The organism is Hydrogenophaga sp. (genome assembly GCF_028698005.1).
Lineage (GTDB): Bacteria > Pseudomonadota > Gammaproteobacteria > Burkholderiales > Burkholderiaceae_C > Hydrogenophaga.
On sequence record NZ_JAQVEJ010000024.1, the window covers coordinates 1 to 22,610 of the forward strand.

At 65.8% G+C, this 22,610-nt stretch carries 19 protein-coding genes and 1 tRNA gene; 4 read left to right on the forward strand and 16 right to left on the reverse strand.

Going from position 1 to position 22,610, the window contains the following annotated elements:
- Positions 1-631 precede the first annotated feature (631 nt).
- The 10 genes from PHQ87_RS04310 to PHQ87_RS04355 all read right to left on the reverse strand — a co-directional run bounded on the left by PHQ87_RS04310 (position 632) and on the right by PHQ87_RS04355 (position 9,232).
- Positions 632-707, reverse strand: a tRNA-Asn gene (locus tag PHQ87_RS04310).
- Between the two features lie 76 nt (positions 708-783).
- Positions 784-1,872, reverse strand: a complete 1,089-nt coding sequence (locus PHQ87_RS04315; protein WP_300231617.1) for an NAD(P)/FAD-dependent oxidoreductase — start codon at positions 1,870-1,872, stop codon at positions 784-786.
- A gap of 22 nt (positions 1,873-1,894) precedes the next feature.
- Positions 1,895-2,224: a ferredoxin FdxA gene (fdxA, locus tag PHQ87_RS04320; protein WP_300231619.1), complete on the reverse strand. Its 330-nt coding sequence runs from the start codon at positions 2,222-2,224 to the stop codon at positions 1,895-1,897.
- 139 nt (positions 2,225-2,363) lie between these two features.
- Entirely contained in the window at positions 2,364-3,665 is a 1,302-nt protein-coding gene (locus PHQ87_RS04325; protein WP_300231621.1) for a GTP-binding protein, read from the reverse strand.
- A 40-nt stretch (positions 3,666-3,705) separates the two neighbouring features.
- Positions 3,706-4,665 carry a sulfate adenylyltransferase subunit CysD gene (gene cysD, locus PHQ87_RS04330; RefSeq protein ID WP_300231623.1) on the reverse strand — a complete coding sequence of 320 codons (960 nt, stop codon included), beginning with the start codon at positions 4,663-4,665 and terminating at the stop codon, positions 3,706-3,708.
- Positions 4,666-4,686: 21 nt separating this feature from the next.
- Positions 4,687-5,313, reverse strand: coding sequence for a phosphoadenosine phosphosulfate reductase family protein (locus tag PHQ87_RS04335; RefSeq protein WP_300231624.1), 627 nt, complete (start codon positions 5,311-5,313; stop codon positions 4,687-4,689).
- 19 nt (positions 5,314-5,332) lie between these two features.
- A complete protein-coding gene (locus tag PHQ87_RS04340; protein ID WP_300231625.1) occupies positions 5,333-5,737 on the reverse strand; it encodes a DUF934 domain-containing protein in 405 nt (134 codons plus the stop codon).
- Positions 5,738-5,757: 20 nt separating this feature from the next.
- Entirely contained in the window at positions 5,758-7,542 is a 1,785-nt protein-coding gene (locus PHQ87_RS04345) for a nitrite/sulfite reductase (protein WP_300231626.1), read from the reverse strand.
- A gap of 222 nt (positions 7,543-7,764) precedes the next feature.
- Complete coding sequence (locus PHQ87_RS04350; RefSeq protein ID WP_300231627.1) at positions 7,765-8,943, reverse strand: FAD-dependent oxidoreductase; 1,179 nt, start codon at positions 8,941-8,943, stop codon at positions 7,765-7,767.
- Positions 8,944-8,959: 16 nt separating this feature from the next.
- Positions 8,960-9,232 (reverse strand): oxidative damage protection protein, encoded by a 273-nt coding sequence (locus tag PHQ87_RS04355; protein WP_300231629.1) that lies wholly within the window; start codon positions 9,230-9,232, stop codon positions 8,960-8,962.
- Positions 9,233-9,561: 329 nt separating this feature from the next.
- Between PHQ87_RS04355 and PHQ87_RS04360 the strand changes: the two genes are divergently transcribed.
- Both PHQ87_RS04360 and PHQ87_RS04365 read left to right on the forward strand, forming a co-directional pair.
- Complete coding sequence (locus PHQ87_RS04360; protein WP_300231630.1) at positions 9,562-10,335, forward strand: ferredoxin--NADP reductase; 774 nt, start codon at positions 9,562-9,564, stop codon at positions 10,333-10,335.
- A gap of 94 nt (positions 10,336-10,429) precedes the next feature.
- Positions 10,430-10,948 (forward strand): disulfide bond formation protein B, encoded by a 519-nt coding sequence (locus PHQ87_RS04365; protein WP_300231632.1) that lies wholly within the window; start codon positions 10,430-10,432, stop codon positions 10,946-10,948.
- 47 nt (positions 10,949-10,995) lie between these two features.
- Here the strand turns inward: PHQ87_RS04365 and argA are convergent, their stop codons facing one another.
- Positions 10,996-12,336 (reverse strand): amino-acid N-acetyltransferase, encoded by a 1,341-nt coding sequence (gene argA, locus PHQ87_RS04370; protein ID WP_300231633.1) that lies wholly within the window; start codon positions 12,334-12,336, stop codon positions 10,996-10,998.
- A 38-nt stretch (positions 12,337-12,374) separates the two neighbouring features.
- On the opposite strand from argA, the gene hrpA reads away from it, so the two are divergent.
- A complete protein-coding gene (hrpA, locus tag PHQ87_RS04375) occupies positions 12,375-16,343 on the forward strand; it encodes an ATP-dependent RNA helicase HrpA (RefSeq protein ID WP_300231634.1) in 3,969 nt (1,322 codons plus the stop codon).
- A gap of 3 nt (positions 16,344-16,346) precedes the next feature.
- Here hrpA and PHQ87_RS04380 read toward each other — a convergent pair whose 3' ends face one another.
- Genes PHQ87_RS04380 through lptF form a run of 5 tightly spaced genes read right to left on the reverse strand, consistent with a single transcriptional unit; the run spans position 16,347 to position 21,077 of the window.
- Positions 16,347-17,531 carry a pyridoxal phosphate-dependent aminotransferase gene (locus tag PHQ87_RS04380; RefSeq protein ID WP_300231636.1) on the reverse strand — a complete coding sequence of 395 codons (1,185 nt, stop codon included), beginning with the start codon at positions 17,529-17,531 and terminating at the stop codon, positions 16,347-16,349.
- Entirely contained in the window at positions 17,521-18,465 is a 945-nt protein-coding gene (locus PHQ87_RS04385; RefSeq protein WP_300231638.1) for a CysB family HTH-type transcriptional regulator, read from the reverse strand. Before PHQ87_RS04385 ends, PHQ87_RS04380 begins: the two co-directional genes overlap by 11 nt.
- Positions 18,462-18,833, reverse strand: a complete 372-nt coding sequence (locus tag PHQ87_RS04390; protein ID WP_300231639.1) for a CbiX/SirB N-terminal domain-containing protein — start codon at positions 18,831-18,833, stop codon at positions 18,462-18,464. Before PHQ87_RS04390 ends, PHQ87_RS04385 begins: the two co-directional genes overlap by 4 nt.
- A 4-nt stretch (positions 18,834-18,837) precedes the next feature.
- Positions 18,838-19,959, reverse strand: a complete 1,122-nt coding sequence (gene lptG / locus PHQ87_RS04395; RefSeq protein ID WP_300231641.1) for an LPS export ABC transporter permease LptG — start codon at positions 19,957-19,959, stop codon at positions 18,838-18,840.
- Positions 19,956-21,077 carry an LPS export ABC transporter permease LptF gene (gene lptF / locus PHQ87_RS04400; protein ID WP_300231642.1) on the reverse strand — a complete coding sequence of 374 codons (1,122 nt, stop codon included), beginning with the start codon at positions 21,075-21,077 and terminating at the stop codon, positions 19,956-19,958. The genes lptG and lptF overlap by 4 nt, the downstream gene beginning before the upstream one ends.
- 25 nt (positions 21,078-21,102) lie before the next feature.
- On the opposite strand from lptF, the gene PHQ87_RS04405 reads away from it, so the two are divergent.
- A complete protein-coding gene (locus tag PHQ87_RS04405; protein ID WP_300231644.1) occupies positions 21,103-22,599 on the forward strand; it encodes a leucyl aminopeptidase in 1,497 nt (498 codons plus the stop codon).
- The last annotated feature ends 11 nt before the right edge of the window (positions 22,600-22,610 follow it).

The window sequence follows — 22,610 nt, forward strand, 5'->3', positions numbered from 1 at the left end:
GTCGCTCATGTACAAGCGCAGGTGGTCGCCGCCTCCTGGCACGACAAAGCTCACGGGTCCACCGAAAGCGGGACCGTCGATGGTGAAGCGCAGCCCCTCCTTGTCGATGCCGGTGGCGCCCGCACTGGCGAAGCCGGCGCAGCCGAGCAAAGTCGCCATCACGTACCTGGAAAAGAACAACGGCATTCTGCCCATGACCCAGCCTTTCAAAATCCGTTCAAAGCGAACGCCAGGATTCCTGGAATAACCATGGCGTTCAGCGTGGCCCCATTCAGGGATGGACCGCGTACTGTAGGCTACTGAGGGGGGAAAACATCAGAAGCACGGACAAAGCGCAGGAATATCGTCAGATACGGTGTGGTTCAACGATTTTTGTCTGCATCAAGCCACGTCGGTGATGCCGGGTGATGCTGAATGGCGTTTGTCGTGGGCAGCAAGAAGGCCGGCCGATCCGGCGACCCTGCGAGAGGTCGCTTGAGACCGGTTACCTGGTGATGCGGGCGGCATGGGCGCCGACCATAAAGAAGTCGGGGAGGCGCTGCCTGTCACGAGTGACCCACGGGGCACCATAGTAAAAAGCCACGCTACCGTTGTGATAGCGTGGCCTTCAGGCTTTATGGGCCTTTTGACTTGGCTCCCCGACCTGGGCTCGAACCAGGGACCTGCGGATTAACAGTCCGTCGCTCTACCGACTGAGCTATCGGGGAACAGACTCAAATTATAGCCACATTTTTTGGCTTTTCTCAAGTTGACGGAAAAAACTTGGCGAAAGCTGCGCGGCACTCAGCCGCGACCCGGATGCGGGACCCCGAGCAACTGGTGCAGCCGGGTGCTGGTGGTGGTGTACTGCAACTGCACGGGCCGGCCAGGGTGCACGATGGGTGCGGCGGCATAGGCGGCCAGGGCGCATTCATGGAAGCCGCACACCAGCAACTTCTTCTTGCCCGGGTAGGTATTGATGTCACCGACCGCGAAGATGCCCGGCTCGCTGGTCTGGAAGTGCTCGGTGTCGACGACGAGCTGTTTGCGCTCCATGGCCAGGCCCCACTGCGTGATGGGGCCGAGCCGGGGTGACAGGCCCTGGGCAATGATCAGCACATCGAGTGGCTCGGTGCCCGGTGTGCCCTCCGGTGTCAGCAGTTGCAGGCTGCTGATCAGGCCATCGGTGGTGTCGATACCCGTGGGCATGCCGGCCGTGAAGTGGACGGCACCGCCGGCGCGCAGCAGGCGCAGCCGCTCCAGCGCTTCATCGCTGGCATTGAAGGCATCGCGCCGGTGAACCAGTGCCAGGTGCGCCGGTGCGCTGCCTGGGTTGCGTTCGGTGGCGCGGCAGATCCGGTCAAGCATGTCGATGGCTTCCTCGCCACCTCCGACCACCACGACGCGCCTGCCCGCCAGATCACCTGCATCTTCCAGCCGGTAGAACAGCTGGGTGCCCTCGAAGGCGGGCAGGCCTTCGAGGTTGATCGTGCGCGGCAGGAAAGCGCCGACGCCACCGGCGATGAACAGCGTGCGCGCGAGGAAGCGCATGCCGCCGGAAACGCCCACCAGCAGGCGGCCGTCGGCCTGGCGCTCGACGGATTCGACCGTCCGTGACAGGTGGATGCCTGGCTTGAACGGGCTGGCTTGCTTGAGCAGGGCTTCGGCCAGTTCGCGGCCGGTGCACATGGGGATGCCCGGAACGTCGTAGATCGGCTTGTCGGGGTAGAGTTCGACGGGCTGCCCGCCGACATGGGGCAGGGCATCGACCACATGGGAGGGGATATCCAGCAGCCCGAGCTGGAAAACCTGGAACAGGCCGACGGGGCCTGCACCGACGACCAGTGCAGGGGTCTCGATGGGCAGGGGGGATGGTGCAGCGCTGGCTGTCATCCGGACTGACCAGACGGTCCTGTCAGCGAATCAGCTCGGACAGCTTGCCGGTGCGGTCCTTCCATTCTTCATGGTCGGGCAGCGGGTCCTTGCGCTTCGTGATGCTCTTCCAGTTCGGCAACTTGGCCAGTTCGGCATTGATGGCCGTCATGTGCTGCTGATCCTTGGGCAGATCTTCCTCGGCGTAGATGGCGCTGACCGGGCACTCGGGGATGCAGACCGCGCAATCGATGCACTCGTCCGGATCAATGGTCAGAAAGTTGGGGCCTTCGCGGAAGCAGTCGACGGGGCAGACATCCACGCAATCGGTGTATTTGCAACGGATACAGGCTTCGGAGACGACGTGGGTCATGATGAATGGTGTTGAATCAGGCAGATCGGGATAACCCGAATTTTAGGCCTGTCCAGCCTAACTGCCAGACAAAGCCCTGACCATGACAAAAGTAAAGCCCCGCACAGCGGGGCTGCTGGCGGGTCCGGTTGGTGCTTCTTCAGAGCACCATCGCCGCGCCGGCGGTCTTGTGGCTGGCGGTGTCCACCAGCACCAGGGCGCCGAGGGCGCGCGAGCGCGCAAAAGGCTGCGTGAGCAGGGGTTCCTGCAGCAGCAGCTCGATGTGGCCGATGGCGTTGGCATCGAGCTGACGGGCATCCTGTTCCTGCAGGGTATGGATGTCGAGCTGGTGCACGATGCGCTGCACCTTGGCCTTGACCCAGCGGTGGCCGTGCAAGGCCCAGTAGGTGCGGCCGGGCAGCAGGGGCTCGTCGTCCAGCCACGCCACGGTGGCGCGGATCTGGCGCTGGCCCTGCAGGGCGTCTTCCCCATCGTCGGCGTGGAGCCAGTCACCGCGCGAGACATCGACTTCGCGGTCGAGCACGATACCGGCGCTGCTGCCCGCCACGACCAGACCGGGCTTGCGCACGTGGTCCAGCACCTGGGCGATGACGGCCGTCTGGTTGCCGGGCATCACGCGCACGCGCTGGCCGGGCTTGGCGGCGCCGGTGGCCACGCGGCCCCAGAAAACGCGCCGGCCCTGGGTGGTGTCGGACGAACTGCTGAACTTCTCCACCCACTGCACCGGGAAGCTGAAGGTCAGCTCCGTATCCTGGGGCGTGGTGGGCAACTGCTCGAGCAGTTGCAGCAGGGTGGGGCCGTCGTAGCCGCACCAGCCGGCGCTGGCCGCGGGGTCGACCACGTTCCAGCCCTTGAGGGCGGAAACCGGCACGGTGGCGGCCACGTGGATGCCGGCATCGGCCGCGAAGCGCGCCAGCGCGTCGCGGATGTGGGCGAAGGCCAGGGCCCCGTCGCTGACGGCGTCCAGCTTGTTGACCGCGAACACGACGGAAGGCACACGCAGCAGCTTGAGCAGCAGGCTGTGGCGGCGGGTCTGCGGCAGCAGCGCGAGGTGTTCGTCCTGCCAGGGCAGTTTGGTGGCGTCCACCAGCACCACGGCGGCATCGGCAGCCGAGGCGGCGGTCACCATGTTGCGGGTGTACTGCTCGTGGCCGGGGGCATCGCCGATGATGAACTTGCGTGCTTCGGTGCTGAAGTAGCGGTAGGCCACGTCGATGGTGATGCCCTGTTCGCGTTCGGCCGACAGGCCGTCGGTCAGCAGGGCGAGGTCGGTTTCGCCCTGGCGCTGCACGCCGGCCAGGTGATCCTGCAGCACGGCCTTGCTGTCGACCAGCAGGCGGCCGATCAGCGTGCTCTTGCCATCATCGACCGACCCGCAGGTGATCAGCCGCAGGGCGGCCCGGGTGTCCGTGGCGGTGGAAGGGGATGCGACGGTGTTCATGGTGTGTCCGGAAAAGGTGTCTGGGCAAATGCGCGGGGCGTTAGAAATAGCCGTCCTTCTTGCGCTTTTCCATCGAGGCGTCGGAGGTCTTGTCGTCCATGCGCGTGGCGCCGCGCTCGCTGAGCTCGGCCTTGAGCGTCTCGATCACGATGTCCTCGGGCGAGGCCGCGAGGCTGGCCACCGGGCAGGTGCAGGTGATGTCGCCCACGGTGCGGAAGCGCACGTCGCGCACCACCACCGATTCGCCGTCGCGCGGCGGGGTCAGCTCAGTCACGGGAACCAGCAGGCCGCGCCGCTCGACCACCTCGCGGCGGTGGGTGTAGTAGATGGCGGGCAGCTCGACGTTCTCGCGGGCGATGTACTGCCACACGTCCAGCTCGGTCCAGTTGCTGATGGGGAACACGCGGAAGTGTTCGCCCGGCTGCAACCGGGTGTTGAACAGTGTCCACAGCTCGGGGCGTTGTGCCTTGGGCTGCCACTGGCCGAACGCGTCGCGGTGGCTGAAGATGCGTTCCTTGGCGCGGGCCTTTTCCTCGTCGCGCCGTGCGCCGCCGATGAGTGCGTCGAAGCGGAACTCCTCGATCGCCTCCAGCAGCGTCACCGACTGGTGGGCGTTGCGGCTTTCGCCGGGATGGGCCAGACGCACGCTGCCGCGTTTCATCGAGTCCTCGACGCTGCGCACGATCAGCTCGGCGCCCAGTTCACGGGCGCGCCGGTCGCGGAACTCGGTCACTTCCGGGAAGTTGTGGCCGGTGTCGATCATCAGCAGCGGGTAGGGAATGCGTCCGGCGCCGAAGGCCTTTTCGGCGCACTTGAGCATGACCAGCGAGTCCTTGCCGCCCGAAAACAGCAGGGCGGGGCGCTCGAAGGCACCGGCCACCTCGCGCAGGATGAAGATGGTTTCTTCCTCCAGGGCGTCCAGGTGGGTGTTGCTCAGGTGATGACCGGCGTCCAGCGTCAGGGCGGACTCGATCACTTGGGGTTCGGTTCGTGCGTTCATGGCGATCTCGGGAAACTCGGGTCAGTGGGCCAGGTGCAGTCCGCACTCTCGGTTGTCTTCGCCCTTGGTCGGGTCCACGTAGTCGAAGTTGTTGGGCAGGCCGTGGCGCTCGCAGTACTGGTACAGGTCCTTGGAGGTCCAGTGCAGCAGAGGTGCCACCTTGATGAGGCCGTCGGGGTTGATGCTCACGGGCTGCATCTGGGCGCGCACGGCCGTATCCGTGGCGCGCAGGGCGGTGAACCACACCTTGGGTGCCATCTCGCGCAGGGCGCGGGCGAACGGTTCGAGCTTGACCTCCTCGGTGAACGCCGCGTGGCGCGGATCGTCCAGGGCGGGCACCGGACCGTCCACGGCCTCGCGGTGCGCGCGGGAGCGGCGCGGCAGATAGATGCGCAGGTTCAGCTTGAGCAGCCGCGACACCTCGTCGGCGTAGCGGTAGGTCGCTTCGGTGTTGTAGCCGTTGTCCATCCAGACCACCGGGACGTCCGGCCTGGCCTGCGTGACCAGATGCAGGATCACCGCCTCGTAGGGACGGAAGTTGGTGGTGACGATGGAGGGCAGACCGAGGGACAGTGCCCATTCCACCAGGGCCGGCGCGTCCTGCCCGAGTCTGGCGTTGGTGTGTGCGAGGTCGATGTCGTGGCTCATGGTGCGGCTTCCGGTCGGGTCAGTCGGCGCTGGCAAAGTGCGGCTTCGTGTCGACGGCGTCGCCCTGGTAGAAGTCGTCGTACAGGCCCAGCAGCCGGCGGCCGTGGTCGGTATCCTGGTCGGCCCGCAGCACGGCCTGCGTGAAGCCGCTGCGCTGCATCTGCAGCAGCTGGTCGATCAGCACGTCGCCCGTGGCACGGATGTGGCCGGCAAAGCCCAGACGGCGGCGCAGCAGGAACGCCTGGCTGAAGGCGCGGCCGTCATTGAACTTCGGGAACTGCAGCTCCACCACGGCGATGCCCTCCAGGCTGTGCTCGCGGGGGTCGGTGTCATTGGACAGCACCAGCCGCGCCGCCGGCGCTTCCGGGGCGACAAAGCTGTCCGCCTTGAACAGCTCAATGGTCGAAGGGATGTTCGTTGTCATGTGTCGGACGGGAATCGGGTTCAGGCGCTGACCGCGGCCGGGCGGGCGGTGTGGGTGCGGACGGCATTGGCGGCGGCCTTGAAGGGCTCGATGCCGATGCGGCGCACGGTGGCGATGAAGGTTTCGCCGCTCTGGCGCTCGGTGCGGTAGGTGTCGAGAATGGCTTCGACCACATCCACCATCTCGTCGGCGGCGAACGACGGGCCGATGACCTTGCCGGGCGTGGCCGGGCCCGAGATGCGCGTGCCGTCGGAGCCGCCGAGCGTGACCTGGTACCACTCCTGGCCGTCCTTGTCGACACCGAGGATGCCGATGTGGCCGGCGTGGTGGTGGCCGCACGAGTTGATGCAGCCGCTCATGTTCAGGTCGATGTCGCCCAGGTCGTACACCTCGTCCAGGTCGTTGAAGCGCTCCAGCAGGGCCTGCGCGATCGGCAGCGAGCGCGCGTTGGCCAGGTCGCAGAAGTCGCCGCCGGGGCAGACGATCATGTCGGTCAGCAGGCCGATGTTCGGACGGGCCAGGCCCAGCCGGCGGGCTTCACGCCACAGTTCCGGCAGGTGATCGCAGCGCACCCAGGGCAGCAGCAGGTTCTGCTCGTGTGTGATGCGGGCCTCGCCGGCCGAGAAGCGGTCAACCAGCTCGGCCGCGCGCTCGAGCTGCTCGGCCGTGGCGTCGCCGGGTGACTGGCCCGGGCGCTTGAACGAGAGTGTGACCGCGCGCAGGTCGGGGTTCTTGTGCGGTTTGACATTGCGCTGCAGCCAGCGACCGAACTCGATGTCGTCCTCGGCCGCGGCCTTGAGCACGTGCGCGATCTTCTCGTCGGCGCTCTTGCGGTCGCAGCGCAGGTCGGGCTGAACGAAGAAGGCGCTGACGCGATCGAGCTCGGCCTGGGTGATGGTGTGCGGCGCACCGTCTTTTTCCAGGATCTCGATGAACTCGGCTTCGACGGCGTCGATGAAGCGCTGACCCTCCGCCTTGACGAGGATCTTGATGCGCGCCTTGAAGGAGTTGTCGCGGCGGCCGTAGCGGTTGTAGACGCGGATCACCGCTTCCAGGTAGTTCAGCAGGTGCTGCCAGGGCAGGAACTCGCGGATCACGGTGCCGATGATGGGCGTGCGGCCCATGCCGCCGCCCACGCGCACCTGCATGCCCAGCTCGCCGTCCACGTTGCGCACCAGGCGCAAACCGACGTCGTACCAGGGCGATGCGACCCGGTCCTCGGTGGCACCGGTGATGGCGACCTTGAACTTGCGAGGCAGGAATGCGAATTCATGGTGGAGCGTGCTCCACTGGCGCATGATCTCGGCAAACGGGCGCGGATCGGCCACCTCGTCCACCGCGATGCCGGCCAGGGCGTCGGTGCTGATGTTGCGGATGCAGTTGCCGCTGGTCTGGATGCCGTGCATGTTCACGCTGGCCAGCAGGTCCATCACGTCGGCCGCGCGCGTCAGGGGAATCCAGTTGTACTGGACGTTGTGGCGGGTGGTGAAGTGGGCGTTGCGGTCGGGCAGCGTGGCCACCTTGGCCAAGCCGGCGTTCGCCTTCGAGACATCGTTGTCTTCCTTGTGGTCGTACTCGCGCGCGATATGTGCCAGCATGCGCAGCTGCGCGGTGCTGATCTCGCCGTAGGGAACGGCCACACGCAGCATCGGGGCGAAACGCTGGATATACCAGCCGTTTTGCAGCCGCAGCGGCTTGAAGTCTTCATCGGGCAGGGAGCCGGCCAGGTGACGCTCGAGCTGGTCGCGGAACTGGGCCGCGCGCTGGCGGACGAACTGTCGGTCGAAGTCGGAATACTGGTACATCGTGTTCGGGAATGCTGTCGGAAACCGCGGGCACGCCGCGGCCAGGGCGCCACTGTATGTGCTGCGCCTTATATCGCAAACTACAATTTTCTAATTGATGTATTTCTTTTGGAAATAAGAAAATATCCCGCTGCTCTGACGCGGGACGGCGCCGCCGGGCCTGGTCCAGGCAACCAGATCAGCGGGGGCTGTCGTGGCGGTTCGCCGGGAGAGAGGAACCGATCAGGCGGCGGCTTCCTCGGTCGCTGGCGGGGTGCATCCCTGGCGCCGCCACTGGCGCCAGGCAAAGCGTGCGGGGTCAATGGCACGCACGAGGTCTGGCGGCAGCGGCATCGCACCGGTCTCAAGGTGCTGGGCCAGCCATCCGGCTCCGGCGCTGGCCAGGCTCAGGCCGCGCGAGCCCAGGGCCGTGAAGACATGCAGGCCAGGCAGGCGCGGGCTCTCTTCCATCGGGACGCGGCCCCGGCGATGGCCGGCGGCCTCCAGTTGTGCGCGCAGGGCGGGCAGGTCGGGCAGCGTACCCAGCAGGGGCAGGCGGTCGAGCGAGGCGCACCGGATGTCCGACCAGCCCTGCAGGGATCCTTCGGCCATGGCCCGGGCCATGTGCGCGGCGGCATCCGGCGCCAGGGCCTGCAGGCTATGGAGATTGCGTTCGTGGGCGGCCGGCTCCACGGTGGTGTCGGTACGGCCGCGGTCATAGGTCGAACCCATGGCCCAGAGACGGGACGGCATGCCGGTGGGTGCAGTGGCGTCCTCGTACAGCGGGATGTAGACCCCGCTGTCCCGGCGTGGCCGCTCGGCCAGGGGAGGGCCTTCCCAGGGGCCGTAACTCAACTGCCCTTTGACCGGACGCAGTGGCAGTGTCAACGGGTCAAAGCCCAGACCAGCCAGCAGCCCGACGCTGCCCCAGGCGGCTGCGATCACCACATGGTCGGCTTCGGCAATCGCCTGATCCTGAGTGTCGAACGCCACCCACCGGCCATCGGCGCGGGCGATGCGCCGCACCCGGCAGGACCAGTGCGTGCGGCAGCAGCCCGTGGCCGTGGCGGCATCCAGCCAGGCCCGCACCAGCGCCGCAGGCCGGATCATGGCCGCGGGCCAGCGGCCCGCGGCATGTCCCAGGTTGTCGATCTCGGTGTCCTGCCATCCGGCGCCTTGTGGCAGGAGCCGGGGCAGAACCTGGCGCATCTGCGCCACGCCCAGTTCGGTCAGGCGCGACATCGGTGTGGGCGAGCGGGTCTGGTGCGGGCTGAGCATGCCGACGGGCAACCCGGAAGCCCGGGCGGCCGGGCCATCGGCCTCGTCCACGATCAGCACCTGCCACTGGCGGGCCGCCAGGGCGTGCGCCAGGGCAGCGCCGGCCAGCCCGGCACCAACCACGATCACACTGGGAGGCGACATGCGGGCCCGCCGGCACTCAGCTCTGGGGAGGCACGTAGCCCGCGGCAGCATCGGCGCCATCGCCGAAGAAGTGCTTTTCCATCTGGCGGGCCAGGTACTGGCGGGCGCGGGCATCGGCCAGGTTGAGACGGTTCTCGTTCAACAGCATGGTCTGGTGGCGCAGCCAGGCTGCCCAAGCCTCCTTGCTGACGTTGTCAAAAATGCGCTTGCCGAGTTCGCCGGGATAGGGCGGGAAATCCAGGCCTTCGGCTTCCTTGCCGAGTTTGATGCAGTGGACGGTGCGTGCCATCGGGGGGCTCCTTATGCTGTTTGGTAATGTTTCTATGAAAAGAAATTTGTTTATGGCCTATGACTGGCGGTGCCACAATACCGGCGCTGGCTTTGCAGCCTGCACGTCCCGACACTGTAGCAAGCTCGGGGCATCCCCACGCCACCCATGGGTAGCTGGTCTATGTAATCACGCCGGATGTGCCTTTTCTGATATAGCGCAAGCGGTCCGGCGAACGCCATTTTTATAATTCGATATTGAAGTGCTGCGCTTCTATGCATGAGCAGCGCGGCACGCTTTCGACGAATCGTCCCATGAGCCTGGCAAGGCGGGACCCCACAGGACAGACCATGAGCGCATTTCTGGAAGAGCGCGTGCTGTCCGTTCACCATTGGACGGACCGCCTATTCAGCTTCACCACCACGCGGGACACCGCCCTGCGGTTTTCCAACGGCCACTTCACCATGATCGGCCTGAGGGTGGATGGCAAGCCGCTGCTGCGGGCCTACAGCATTGCGAGCCCCAACTACGCCGAACACCTGGAGTTCCTGAGCATCAAGGTGCCCGATGGTCCGCTGACGTCGCGCCTGCAGCATATCCAGCCGGGCGACACCATCGTCGTTGGCCGCAAGCCCACGGGCACCCTGCTGATCGACTACCTGCTGCCGGCCAAGCGCCTGTATCTGCTGGCCACCGGTACCGGCCTGGCGCCGTTCCTGAGCATCGTGCGTGACCCCGAGACCTACGAGAAGTTCGAGCAGGTGGTGCTGGTGCATGGCGTGCGCGAAGTCAAGGAACTGGCCTACCGCGAGATGCTCGAAACCCAGCTCAAGCAGGATGAGTTCCTGGGCGAGATGGTGCAAAAGCAGTTCCTGTACTACCCGACGGTCACGCGCGAACCTTTCGTGCACCAGGGCCGCATCCCGCACATCATTGAAAATGGCCAGCTGGCCAAGGACCTGGGTCTGCCGAGTCTGAACCCGGCCGAGGACCGTGTCATGATCTGCGGCAGCCCCGAGATGTTGCGCGACCTCAAGGCCCTGTGCGAGAAGCGCGGCTTTGACGAGGGCAACACCACCCGCCCCGGCCAGTTCGTGATCGAGCGCGCGTTCGCCGACAGCTGATACCCGTTTGGGCGGGGAACTTCGACAGCTTGCCCGTTCTCCATGAGAGTGCTGCGCGGCCATGGTGGCCGCGCAGCTGTTTCAGGATCCTCTTGTGCCATCCTCGCTTGTTGCCTGCCTGTCGGCCTTTCCCATCGACCATCCTCGCCGAACGGCCTCGCTGATTGCCCTGGCGTGCCTGGGCCTGCTGGCCTTCGGCATGTACCTGCAGCATGTGGTGGGGCTGGAGCCGTGTCCCATGTGCATCGTGCAGCGCTATGCGTTGGTGCTCGTGGGCGTGCTGGCCGCCTTGGCGGCGGCCTTCCGTGGCCGGGGGTGGCGCCGCGGGCTGCTGGGGCTGGCGGTGCTGGTGGCCCTGTCCGGCGCCTTTGTGGCTGCCCGCCAGAGCTGGCTGCAGTGGTATCCGCCCGAGGTGCTGGCCTGTGGCCGCGATCTGTACGGCATGATCGAGAACTTCCCGCTCAAGCGGGTCATCCCCATGGTGTTTCGTGGCAGCGGTGATTGTTCGGCCGTGGACTGGACCTTCCTGGGCCTGACGATCGCCAACTGGTCCTTCCTGTGGTTTCTGGCCATGGCCGGGGTACTCGGTTACACCGGCTGGCGCTCCCGCTGATCAGCGCCTGACACACCGGCAGACCGGCCTGGCGTGCCGCCCCGGCGTCACGCCAGCTTCTTGACCAGCACCTGGCTGCGCCGGTCCCAGTTGTACTTGCGCTTGCGCGCCTCAGGCAGCCAATCGGGACTGACCTGCACGAAGCCGCGCTTGATGAACCAGTGCATGGTGCGGGTGGTGAGCACGAAGATGCTCTGCAGACCCTGCGCCCTGGCTCGCGCCTCGATCCGCTTGAGCAGGCGTTCGCCATCGCCCTGGCTCTGGCTTTGCGGCGAGACGGTCAGCGCGGCCATTTCGCCTGTGCGCTCCTCGGGATAGGGGTGCAGGGCAGCGCAGCCGAAGATCACGCCATCGTGCTCAATGATGGTGTAGCTGCTGGCGTCGCGCTCGATTTCGGCGCGATCGCGCTTGACGAGCGTGCCGTCCTTCTCGAAGGGCTCGATGAGTTGCAGGATGCCTGCCACGTCGTCCAGTGTGGCCTCGCGCACGCTTTCGAGCTTCTCGTCCACCACCATGGTGCCAATGCCGTCGTGCACATAGATCTCCAGCAGCAGCGAACCGTCCAGCGCGAACGGAATGATGTGGCTGCGCTCGACACCACCTTCACAGGCGCGGATGCAATGCTGCAGGTAAAAACCGGTGTCTGTGGGCAGCGTGGGAGCGGGTAACTCGGCCATCATGCGCTTGGCATCGGCCAGGGGCAGCTCGGTATCGATCTCGCTCTGCGGGTCGTCGAGCTTGCTGCGGATGCCCGGTACCTCGGTCAGGAAGATCAGCTTGTCGCTCTGCAGCGCCACAGCCACCGAGGTGGCGACATCTTCCATGCTGAGGTTGAAGGCCTCGCCCGTGGGGGAGAAGCCGAAGGGCGAGATCAGCGCCAGCGCGCCCATGTCCAGCGTGCGCTGTATGCCTTCGGTGTCCACCTTGCGCACCAGCCCCGAACTGAGGAAGTCGACACCGTCGATCACGCCCACCGGGCGGGCGGTGATGAAATTGCCCGAGATCACGCGAACGCGTGCGCCCGCCATGGGCGTGTTGGGCAGCCCCTGGCTGAAGGCCGCCTCAATCTCGTAGCGCAACTGGCCGGCGGCTTCCTGTGCGCAGTCCAGGGCGACCGGGTCGGTGATGCGCATGCCGTGCGAGTAGCGCGCCTCCTGTCCCTTGAGGCGCAGTTGCTCGTTGACCTGCGGTCGGAACCCGTGCACCAGCACGATTTTCACGCCCATGGCCTGGATCATGGCGAGATCTTGCGCAATGGACGCCAGCTTGCCTGCGGCGATGGCCTCGCCGGTCAGGCCGATCACGAATGTCTGATGCCGGAACTTGTGGATGTACGGCGCAACCGAGCGAAACCAGGGGACGAATGTGAAGTTGAAGACGGTGGACATGGGGTCGCGGCGTGGCGCTGGTGGGATGGGCTGGGATAATGGCCGGTTTCCCGAATTTTGACCGAAGTTCCGCCTTGCCTGCTGCTGCCCTGCATATCGAGTTCCCTGAATCGCTGCCTGTCTCGGCCCGCCGGCAAGAGATCGAGGCGGCACTGCGCGAGCACCAGGTCATCATTGTTTGCGGCGAAACCGGGTCGGGCAAGACCACGCAACTGCCCAAAATCGCGTTGGCCATGGGCCGTGGCAAGTGCAACGCACGTCCTGGCGAGCGGGGGCGACTCATCGGCCACACCCAGCCCCGCCGCATCGCGGCCTCCAGCGTGGCCAAGCGCATCGCCGAGGAGCTGAAGACGCCGCTGGGCGAGGTGGTGGGCTACAAAGTGCGCTTCCAGGATCGCCTGAGCAAGGATGCGTCCGTCAAGCTCATGACCGATGGCATCCTGCTGGCCGAAACGCAGACCGATCCGGACCTCAAGGCCTACGACACGCTGATCATCGACGAGGCGCACGAGCGCAGCCTCAACATCGATTTCCTGCTCGGTTACATCCGCCAACTGCTGCCGCGCCGGCCCGATCTGAAGGTGATCGTGACCTCGGCCACGATCGACGCCGACCGCTTTGCCGACTATTTCGCGTCCTCGAAGGGGAAGGCACCCGTCCTGATGGTGTCAGGCCGCACCTACCCGGTGGAGGTGCGCTGGCGTCCGTTCGAGGACAGCCGGGACTATGGTCTGGACAACGCCATCGCAGATGCGGTGGACGAGCTGTGGCGTTCGCCCCAGGCGTCCGGTGACATCCTGGTCTTTCTGCCCGGGGAGCGCGAGATTCGCGAGGCCGCCGACCACCTGCGCAAACACCTGTCCCACCAGCCCGTGCTGCGCAATACCGAGGTGCTGCCCTTGTTCGCGCGCCTGTCGCAAGCCGAGCAGGACCGCATCTTCCATCCGCATGGCCAGCGTCGCATCGTGCTGGCCACCAATGTGGCCGAAACCTCGCTGACCGTGCCCGGCATCCGCTTCGTCATTGACGCCGGCACTGCGCGTGTCAAGCGTTACAGCCTGCGTCAGAAGGTCGAGCAGTTGCAGGTCGAGCCGATCAGCCAGGCAGCGGCCAACCAGCGCGCAGGCCGCTGCGGGCGGGTTGCCGATGGCATCTGCATCCGCCTGTACGATGAGGCCGATTTCACGGGACGTCCGCGTTTTACCGATCCGGAAATCCTGCGCAGCTCGCTGGCGGGCGTGATCCTGCGCATGAAGGCGCTGCACCTGGGCGCGATCGAGCAGTTCGCCTTCATCGACCCGCCATCGGGGCGGGCCATCGCTGATGGCTACCAGTTGCTCGCGGAACTGGGGGCGGTGGACGAGGCGCAATCGCTGACCGAGACTGGCAAGGCGCTATCACGGCTGCCGCTGGACCCGCGCGTGGGCCGCATGATCCTGGAGGCGCGTGATCGCGGCGCGCTGGACGAGGTGCTGGTGGTGGCCTCTGCGCTGTCGGTGCAGGACGTGCGCGACCGGCCGCTGGACAAGCAGTCGCAGGCCGACCAGGCCCACAAACCCTTTGACGACGAGCGCAGCGAGTTCACCGGCACGCTCAAGCTCTGGCGGTGGCTGCACGAGAGCAGGGGTGGCCATGGCAAGGAGCACAAGCTCAGTCACCGGCAGTACGAGAACCTGCTGCGTGAACGCTTCATCAATGTGCGCCGGGTGCGCGAGTGGCGCGACATCCACACCCAGTTGCTCACCGTGGTGGCCGAGCATGGCTGGAAAATCAACCAGGTCCCGGCCACCTATGAGCAATTGCACCTGTCCATGCTTGCGGGCCTGCTCGGCAACGTCGGCTGCAAGAGCGACACCGAGGACTGGTACCTGGGCGCGCGCGGCATCAAGTTCTACCGTCATCCGGGTGCCAACCTGAGCAAGAAGCCGGGCCGCTGGATCGTGTGCGCCGAGCTGGTGGAGACCACGCGCCTGTTCGGGCGCGGCATCGCGACGATCGAGCCGCAGTGGCTGGAGCAGGTGGGCGCGCATCTGCTGAAAAAGCAGCTGCTCGATCCGCATTGGGAGAAGAAAGCGGCCCGCGTCAACGCCTACGAACGGGCCACGCTGTACGGCCTGCAGGTCTACCACCAGCGGCGTGTGGACTACGCCCGCGTCGATCCGGCCGGCGCGCGCGAGATCTTCATCCGCGAAGCCCTGGTGGCCCACCTCACCGAAGACACATGGGACAGCAAGCTGCCCTTTCTGGCCGCCAATCGGCGCACGGTGCGCGAGGTGCAGGAGATCGAGCACAAGTCGCGCCGCCAGGACGTGCTGGTGGACGAAACCCTGATCTACGCCTTCTATGACCGGCACATCCCGGCCGACGTGGCCAACGGCGCGGCGATGGAGCGCTGGTATCGGCAGGCCTCGCAGGCCGACCCCAGGCTGTTGTTCCTCACGCGCGACGAACTGATGCGGCACGAAGCCGCCGGCGTGACCACGCAGGCCTTTCCGCGCACCGTCCGCCTGGGGGGTGTGGACTGTGCCGCCGCCTACCTGCACGACCCGGGGGACCCACGCGACGGTCTGTCGGTGACCGTGCCCATCTTTGCCTTGAACCAGGTCAGCGAGGAGCGCTGCGAGTGGCTGGTGCCCGGCATGCTCAAGGACAAGGTGCTGGCACTGCTCAAGACGCTGCACCAGCGCCCCCGCTCGCGCCTGGTGCCGCTGCCGCAGACGGCCGAGCGCATGGCGTCCCAGTTGAGCGAGGCCGGGTGCTTTGGCCAAGGCAGCCTGATGGAGGCCTTGCTCCGCCTGGTGCGCGAGGCAACCCAGCTGCCCGTGCAGCGCAACGACATCAAGCTGGACATGCTCCCTGCGCACCACTTCATGCACCTGCGTGTGGTGGACGAACATGGCCGGCAACTGGGGCAGGGCCGCAACCTCGGTGCGCTCAAGGCCGAGCTCGGGGCCAGGGCGCGCGGTGCCTTCCAGGCGCTTGCGCAACTCAAACTCAAGGAGATGACGGCGCCAGGCGCGCAAGCGGCTGCGCCGGCCACCCAGCCGCCCCCTGCGCCACCGCATGCGGGAGCCCGGCCGGCAACGTCGGCGCCAGCGCGCCAGCAGCCAGCCGCCTCGCTGTCCGCGGCCGAGCAGCGCCACACCTCCTGGGACTTTGGCGAGCTGCCCGAGCTGATGGAAATCCGCAAGGGGGGGCAGACGCTGGTGGGTTTCCCCGCGCTGGTCGATGACGGCGACGCCGTGCGCATCGAGGTCTTCGATGAACCCGAGGTCGCCCAGGCGCGCCACCGCGGCGGTCTGCGCCGCCTGTTTGCGCTGCAGATCAAGGACGCGCTCAAATACCTTGAGAAGAACCTGCCTGGCCTGCAGGCCATGGGTGTGGCCTACATGCAGGTGGGCCGGGGCGGCGACGGTTCGGGCGGCGGATCGCTGGACGAGTTGAAGCAACAGATCCTCGACGTGGCCCTGGACCGCGCTTTCCTGGCCGACCCCTTGCCCACCGATGCGGGTGCCTTCAAGCAGCGTGTGGAAGAAGGGCGAGGGCGCCTGACGCTGATCGCCAACGAAATTGCCCGCCAGGCGGGCGTGATCCTGGCCGAGTACGCGGCGGCCACCCGCAAGCTCAAGGACAGCAAGCCTCCGGCCGACGTGGTGGCCGATATCCAGCAACAGCTGCAGCGGCTGATGCCCAGGCAGTTCCTGACGCAGACGCCGTATGCGCAGTTGCAGCACTACCCGCGCTATCTCAAGGCCGTGCAGTTGCGCCTGGACAAACTGCGCGCCGACCCCGCGCGCGACGCGGCCAAACTGGCCGAGCTGCGGCCTCAGGAGCAGCGGTTCTGGCGTCTCGTGGCCGAGCGCAAGGGCGCGCAGGACGCCCGCCTGCAGGAACTGCGCTGGCTGCTCGAAGAGCTGCGCGTGAGCTTCTTTGCGCAGGAGCTGCGCACGCCGCAGCCGGTGAGCGTCAAACGGCTGGAGAAGGCCTGGGCACAGCTGCGCGCGTGAGGCTCAGAGCCGCGCGAGCTTGTCCAGCGCTGCCTGCAGCGTTTCATCCTTCTTGGCAAAGCAGAAGCGGATGACCTTCTGGTCGAACCCGTTGCCATAGAAGGCCGACAGCGGGATCGCCGCCACGCCGATTTCACGCGTGAGCCACTGACAGAATTCGCCTTCGGGCAGGTCGCGCTCGGGTACGGCCAGCTCCTCGATGCCCGCGCACTGGAAGTAGGTGCCCTGGCCCGGCAGCAGGCGAAAACGTGTTTGCGCCAGTCCCGCGCGGAACAGGTCGCGCTTGCGCTGGTAAAAGGCCGGCAGTTCGAGATAGGGTGCCGGGTCGGCCATGTAGGCGGCCAGTCCGTGCTGCATCGGCGTGTTGACTGTGAACACATTGAACTGGTGCACCTTGCGGAACTCGGCCGTCAACGCTGCGGGCGCCACCACGGTGCCGACCTTCCAGCCCGTGACGTGGTAGGTCTTGCCGAAACTGCTGATGATGAAGGCGCGCGCGGCCAGCGCAGGAAAGCGTGCCACGCTCTGGTGCAGCTGGCCATCGTAGACCATGTGCTCATAGACCTCGTCGCTGATGAGCAGCACGTCGGTGGGGGTCAGCATGGCTTCCAGCCGGCGCATGTCGGCCTCGCTCCAGACCTGGCCGCTGGGGTTGTGCGGGCTGTTGATCAGCAGCGCGCGCGTCCTGGGCGTGATCGCCGCGGCAATGGCGTCGAAATCGGGCCGGAATGTACCCGGCGTCAGCGGCACGCGCACCACGACGCCGCCGGCCAGCTCGATGTTGGGCACATAGCTGTCGTAGCAGGGCTCCAGCACAATGACCTCGTCCCCGGGATGCACCACCGCCAGGATGGCGGTCAGGATCGCCTGCGTCGCGCCGGCCGTCACCGTGACATCGGTGTCGGCGTTGCAGGCCAGGCCGTACAGGGCCTGCATCTTCGCCGCCACGGCCTGACGCAGGGCCGGCACGCCCGTCATGGGCGGGTACTGGTTGTGGCCGGCGCGCATGGCCCGGTGCACCGCATCGACCAGGGCCGGATCGCAGTCGAAATCCGGAAAGCCCTGACCCAGGTTCACGGCACCGGTCTGCGCGGCCAACGCCGACATGACCGTGAAAATGGTGGTGCCGACGTTGGGCAGGCGCGTTGTGAGGGCAGGGGTATGGATGGGCGAGTAATCAGATGTCATAGTCGTCGTCGCTGCCGGTCATGGCGCGCAGGATGAGGTCCTTGGACAGCCGGTCACTGAGCAGCTCGGCAAAGCGCAGCACGAACTGCCGCAGGTAGGTGCCGCGCTTGAAGGCCACCCGGGCCACGTTGTGGCCGAACAGGACCGCGCCCGGCTTGGTCACCAGGTCAGGAGACTGGTTTTCGCCCTGTACCGCCATCTCTGCCACGATGCCTACGCCCATGCCCAGGCGCACGTAGGTCTTGATCACGTCCGAGTCGATGGCTTCGAGCACCACATTTGGTGTCAGGTGGCGCTGGGCAAAGGCCTGGTCAATGCGACTGCGCCCGGTGAAACTGGGGTGGTAGGTGATCAGTGGCACGCTGGCCAGGTCCTCGATCGAGATGCGCTCCCTGGCGGCCAGGGGGTGATCGAACGGGAACACCAGCATGTGCTGCCATTCGTAGCAGGGCAGGGTGACCAGATCCGGGTAGCCGCTCAGGGACTCGGTCGCCATGCCGATTTCGGCGGACTCTTCCAGCAGCATCTTGGCCACCTGGTCGGGTGAGCCCTGGTGCAGACTGACATTCACCTTGGGATAGGCCTGGCGCAACTTGGCCACCGGTCCGGGCAGCACGTACCGCGCCTGGGTGTGTGTGGTGGCGATCGACAGCGTGCCACTGTCCTGATGCGAGAACTGCTCGCCGATGCGGCGCAGGTTGTTGACCTCGCGCAAGATCACCTCGATGCTGCGCAGCACCTGCTGTCCGGGCTCGGTCACCCGTTTGATGCGCTTGCCGTGGCGGGCAAAGATCTCGACGCCCAGCTCGTCCTCCAGCTCGATGATGGCCTTGGACACGCCGGGTTGCGAGGTGTGCAGGGCCTTGGCTGCCTCGGTGAGGTTGAGGTTGCGGCGCACGGCCTCCTGGACAAAACGGAACTGGTGCAGGTTCATGGTGGTGCGGCGCCTTCCAGGGCGATCGATGCCAGCAGGCGGATCATGTCGGGGTGCTCGCCTGCCGCGGGCAGGCAGGTGATGTGGATGTCGGGATGATGCTGGCGCAGCGCATCCACGCGTGCCGGCAGATCGCTCCTGGCATGGCGACCCATGCCAAAGAACACCGGCAGTATGCGAAGTTCGGTGACGCCCTGCGCGACCAGATGACTCGCGCAAACGGCCAGGCTGGGCTCCGCCAGCTCCAGATAGGCGCAGCCGACCAGTGCGCCGGGCGAAAGCCGCCGGACCTCGGCCGCGACGGCTTCCAGGGGGCGCCCCCAGTCGGGGTCCCGCGAGCCATGGGACAGGATGATCACACCCAGCATGGCCTTATCTCCTGAGCACCATCCAGCCGAAAGCCGTCAGTGACAACACCGAGTAGATCAGCGCGGGTGAGACTGCCGCCACCCAGGGCTGCCATTGGTTGAGGTTCCCGATATAGCCGAAGACGTTGTTGAGCAGGAAGAAGCTGATCCCGATCATCACCCCGCCGAAAACATACCCGGTGGTGCCGCCCGAGCGGAAATGCAGGTAGGCAAATGGCAGGGCCAGCACCACCATCACCAGGCAACTGAGCGGATAGAACAGTTTGCGCCAGAACTCGATGTCATACCGCAGGGTGGATTGGCCGTTGGCGGCCAGATGCTGGGAGTAGGCGAACAGATCGGACGTGCGCATGCGCTCGGGTTTGAGCAGGGCCACCGAGATCATCTCGGGGGTGATGCTGCTTTTCCACTGGTAAAGGGGAATGTGCTGGTAAGCGGCCCGGGACCCCCCCTTGTCCGAGCCCTGGATGATTCTGCGTTGCACATCGTGCATCACCCAGGTGTTGTTGCTGGTGTCGATCTGGCCACGGCTGGCCTTGAGGGTGGCGGCAAGATACCCCTTGTTGTCAAAGGTGAAGATGCGAATGTTGCCCATCTCGCCACTGGGATCGAGCCGGCCGACGTTGACGAAGTGGTTGAAGTTCGTCTGACGCTCCTTGAGCCAGGCGCCGGTGTTGCCAACACTGATCTGACCCCTGAACTGGGCTTTGAGCAACTGGGCAGCGCGGTCGGAGGCCGGCGCCACGTAATCGCCGGTCAGGAAGGTCAGGACGACGAAGACCGATCCCAGCCCGAGCATCGTTCCCAGGGCTCGCCAGGGATCCAGGCCGCTGGTGCGCAAGATCGTGTATTCCGAGCCATTGGCCATGCGTGCGAGTACCACGATGGAGCCGATCAGTACCGTCATGGGCAGCAGTTCGTACACGCGGTTGGGCATCTGCAGGGCCACGTAAAGCAGGGCATGACCGAGCCCGTACACCAGCTCGGGCGTGTCCACGGCGGGCCTGCCCACCGAGGCGAACTCATCGACGACATCAAAGAAGAAGAAGAGCGCGAGAAACCCCAGCAGAACAAACGTCGATGCCGCAAAGATTTCCCGGTAGATCAGGTTGCGTATGGTTTTCATGCCGCCTCCTCCAGCGTCTTACGAGGTCGGAACAGCCGCAGCATGAGTTGCTTCAGATCGAGGTTGTAGTGCCGCTTGTAAAGCCAGATCAGTGACCAGGCGGCGACGCTGCCGTGCATGACGAGGAGCAAACCGCCCAGACTCACCTGGCCGGCAGACACCCATCGCTGCCCGAAGTTCAGAAAATTGAAGTAGGCAATGAAGGCGAACAGGGTAAACAACAGGTTCCCGCCTTTGCCTGCCCTGGGGTTGCTGACCGTCACGGCCAGGGCCATGAGCACCAGGTTGAAGGCGCTCAGGGCCACGCCTATTCGCCACCCCAACTCACCCAGGCGGGGCGGCGTCGGTTCCGTCAGCAGATCCAGGGTTGAGACGGCGTTGAGGTCGCGACGTGCCTCGGCCAGTTCGCGGGATGCCCCGATCTGGGCCGCGTACTCCTCGAATTCGCTGAGCCGGAGTTCCCGGCTGCCAGGCGGAATTTCCAGGCGTTGTCCCTTGTTGAGGACCAGGAACGGCGTGTCGTTGATGGTTTCAATCCGCCCCGAGGCGGCTGAAATGACGGTTTCGACGCCCTCGTTGTCCACGCTCGAAATAAAGACGTTGCGCCCTTCCTGTCCTTCCACCGAATCCTTGTCGATGAAGAACACGCGCCGTCCGTTGCTCGACTCCTGGAATTGCCCCGGCTGCACGCGCTGAAGGTCCCCGCGGGTCTCGAAACGCTGGCGCAACTCGTCGGTCTGCTGGTTGGCCCACGGCCAGACAAATAGCACCATCAGCGAGATCACCACCAGGATGGGCCACGAAAAGCGCATCAGTGGTCCCAGGAAGCCTCCCAGCGATCGACCGCTGGAGAACCAGATGATCATCTCGCTGTCCCGGTACATGCGCGAAAGCGTGGAGACGATGCTGATGAACAGGGCCAGGGTGAGGATCGTCGGCATGCGGCCCAGAACGGTATAGCCCAGCACCAGCATGATTTCTTCAGGATTGACGCTGCCTTTGGACGCCATGCCCAGCGTGCGGATCAGCAGCATCGTCAGCACGATGGTGAACAGCACCACCAGCGTCGCACCGAAACTGCGGGCCAATTCCTTGCGCAAAGAAGAATGGAATAACATCGAAGCCACCTAAGATGGCGTGATTATGAACTTCGAACTAAAAACGGTTTCACTGGCCCAGTCGTCGCGTCTGGCGGTCGACGCTTTGCTTGTCATCGTGCCTGACGCCTGGGCGGGCGAGAAGTCGGCAGATGACCCGCTGTCGCTGCTGCTCAGGCAGGTCACCGAACACGGTGACCTGGAAGAGGGCACGGGCAAGTACCTGATGTGCTACCGGCCCGTTGGCTTCAAGGCCGCGCGTCTGCTGCTGGCGCGGGCGGGCAAGGGGTCGCCCGCAGAGGTGCGCAAGGCGGTCACGACGGCCATGGGGCAACTGCGTCAGCCGGGCCTGCGGAAATTGGGGGTCGTGTTGTGTGCGCTGGACGACGTGGCAGCCAGCCTGTTCCCCGCCATGGCCGCGGTGGCCGACGCGAGCTATGTGTACACCACGACCAAGCCCTCGGCCAAAGCCGCGTCCGTGCGCGAGGTCATGGTGGCCGTGCCGGCGGCGGATGCGGTCCGTGCACGTTTCGAGCATGCCTCGGCCGCTGTTCATGGTGTGGAAGTGGCGCGCGAGTGGGCCAACCGGCCGGCCAACCACGCCACCCCCACCATGCTGGCCGACGCCGCCAAGGCACTGGCCCGCAAAGCCGGCTTTCACTGCCAGGTGCTGGGTGAAAAAGAGGTTGAAAAGCTGGGCATGGGCGCCTTCCTGGCCGTGGCCCAAGGCTCGGCACAGCCGTTGAAGTTCGTCGTGCTGCACCATCAGGGAGGGCGCAAGGCGGATGCTCCCATCGTGCTGGTTGGCAAGGGCATCACCTTCGATACCGGCGGCATCTCGATCAAACCCGCGGCCGAGATGGACGAGATGAAATTCGACATGGGGGGAGCCGCCAGCGTGCTCGGCACGTTTGCGGCACTGTCCAGGCTCAAGCTGCCGCTCAATGTGATCGGCCTGATTCCGGCGTGCGAGAACATGCCCGACGGGCGTGCCGTCAAGCCGGGTGACGTCGTCACCAGTCTGTCGGGGCAAACCATCGAGGTCCTCAACACCGATGCCGAAGGCCGGCTCATCCTGTGTGACGCGCTGACGTACGCCGAGCGCTTCAAACCCCGTGCCATCATCGATATCGCGACCCTGACCGGCGCCTGCGTGATCGCGCTGGGTGCCGTGCGCTCGGGCCTGTTTTCTTCCGACGACGCGTTGGCCGCCGCATTGCAGGAGGCGGGCGATGCCGCACTCGACCCTTGCTGGCGCATGCCCATGGACGAGGAATATGCCGAAGGCCTCAAGTCCAACTTTGCCGACATGGGCAATGTGGCCGGGCGCGCCGCCGGTTCCGTCACCGCCGCCAAATTCCTGGAAAAATTCACCGCCAAGATGACCTGGGCGCACCTGGACATCGCTGGCACCGCCTGGCGTGGTGGAACCAACAAGGGAGCCACCGGCCGGCCGGTGCCGTTGCTCCTGCAGTATCTGGCCACCCAGTCGGCCCAGGGTGCTGACGCGCCCGCCAGGAAAAAGAGCCCTGGCCGTCGCTGAGGGCCGGCACG

Excerpts from the sequence above, each read along its gene's own strand:
- PHQ87_RS04315 (WP_300231617.1), bottom strand. The coding sequence starts at position 1,872 with ATGACAGCCAGCGCTGCACCATCCCCCCTGCCCATCGAGACCCCTGCA.
- fdxA (WP_300231619.1), bottom strand. The coding sequence starts at position 2,224 with ATGACCCACGTCGTCTCCGAAGCCTGTATCCGTTGCAAATACACCGAT.
- PHQ87_RS04325 (WP_300231621.1), bottom strand. The coding sequence starts at position 3,665 with ATGAACACCGTCGCATCCCCTTCCACCGCCACGGACACCCGGGCCGCC.
- cysD (WP_300231623.1), bottom strand. The coding sequence starts at position 4,665 with ATGAACGCACGAACCGAACCCCAAGTGATCGAGTCCGCCCTGACGCTG.
- PHQ87_RS04335 (WP_300231624.1), bottom strand. The coding sequence starts at position 5,313 with ATGAGCCACGACATCGACCTCGCACACACCAACGCCAGACTCGGGCAG.
- PHQ87_RS04340 (WP_300231625.1), bottom strand. The coding sequence starts at position 5,737 with ATGACAACGAACATCCCTTCGACCATTGAGCTGTTCAAGGCGGACAGC.
- PHQ87_RS04345 (WP_300231626.1), bottom strand. The coding sequence starts at position 7,542 with ATGTACCAGTATTCCGACTTCGACCGACAGTTCGTCCGCCAGCGCGCG.
- PHQ87_RS04350 (WP_300231627.1), bottom strand. The coding sequence starts at position 8,943 with ATGTCGCCTCCCAGTGTGATCGTGGTTGGTGCCGGGCTGGCCGGCGCT.
- PHQ87_RS04355 (WP_300231629.1), bottom strand. The coding sequence starts at position 9,232 with ATGGCACGCACCGTCCACTGCATCAAACTCGGCAAGGAAGCCGAAGGC.
- PHQ87_RS04360 (WP_300231630.1), top strand. The coding sequence starts at position 9,562 with ATGAGCGCATTTCTGGAAGAGCGCGTGCTGTCCGTTCACCATTGGACG.
- argA (WP_300231633.1), bottom strand. The coding sequence starts at position 12,336 with ATGTCCACCGTCTTCAACTTCACATTCGTCCCCTGGTTTCGCTCGGTT.
- hrpA (WP_300231634.1), top strand. The coding sequence starts at position 12,375 with ATGGCCGGTTTCCCGAATTTTGACCGAAGTTCCGCCTTGCCTGCTGCT.
- PHQ87_RS04380 (WP_300231636.1), bottom strand. The coding sequence starts at position 17,531 with ATGACATCTGATTACTCGCCCATCCATACCCCTGCCCTCACAACGCGC.
- PHQ87_RS04385 (WP_300231638.1), bottom strand. The coding sequence starts at position 18,465 with ATGAACCTGCACCAGTTCCGTTTTGTCCAGGAGGCCGTGCGCCGCAAC.
- PHQ87_RS04390 (WP_300231639.1), bottom strand. The coding sequence starts at position 18,833 with ATGCTGGGTGTGATCATCCTGTCCCATGGCTCGCGGGACCCCGACTGG.
- lptG (WP_300231641.1), bottom strand. The coding sequence starts at position 19,959 with ATGAAAACCATACGCAACCTGATCTACCGGGAAATCTTTGCGGCATCG.
- lptF (WP_300231642.1), bottom strand. The coding sequence starts at position 21,077 with ATGTTATTCCATTCTTCTTTGCGCAAGGAATTGGCCCGCAGTTTCGGT.
- PHQ87_RS04405 (WP_300231644.1), top strand. The coding sequence starts at position 21,103 with ATGAACTTCGAACTAAAAACGGTTTCACTGGCCCAGTCGTCGCGTCTG.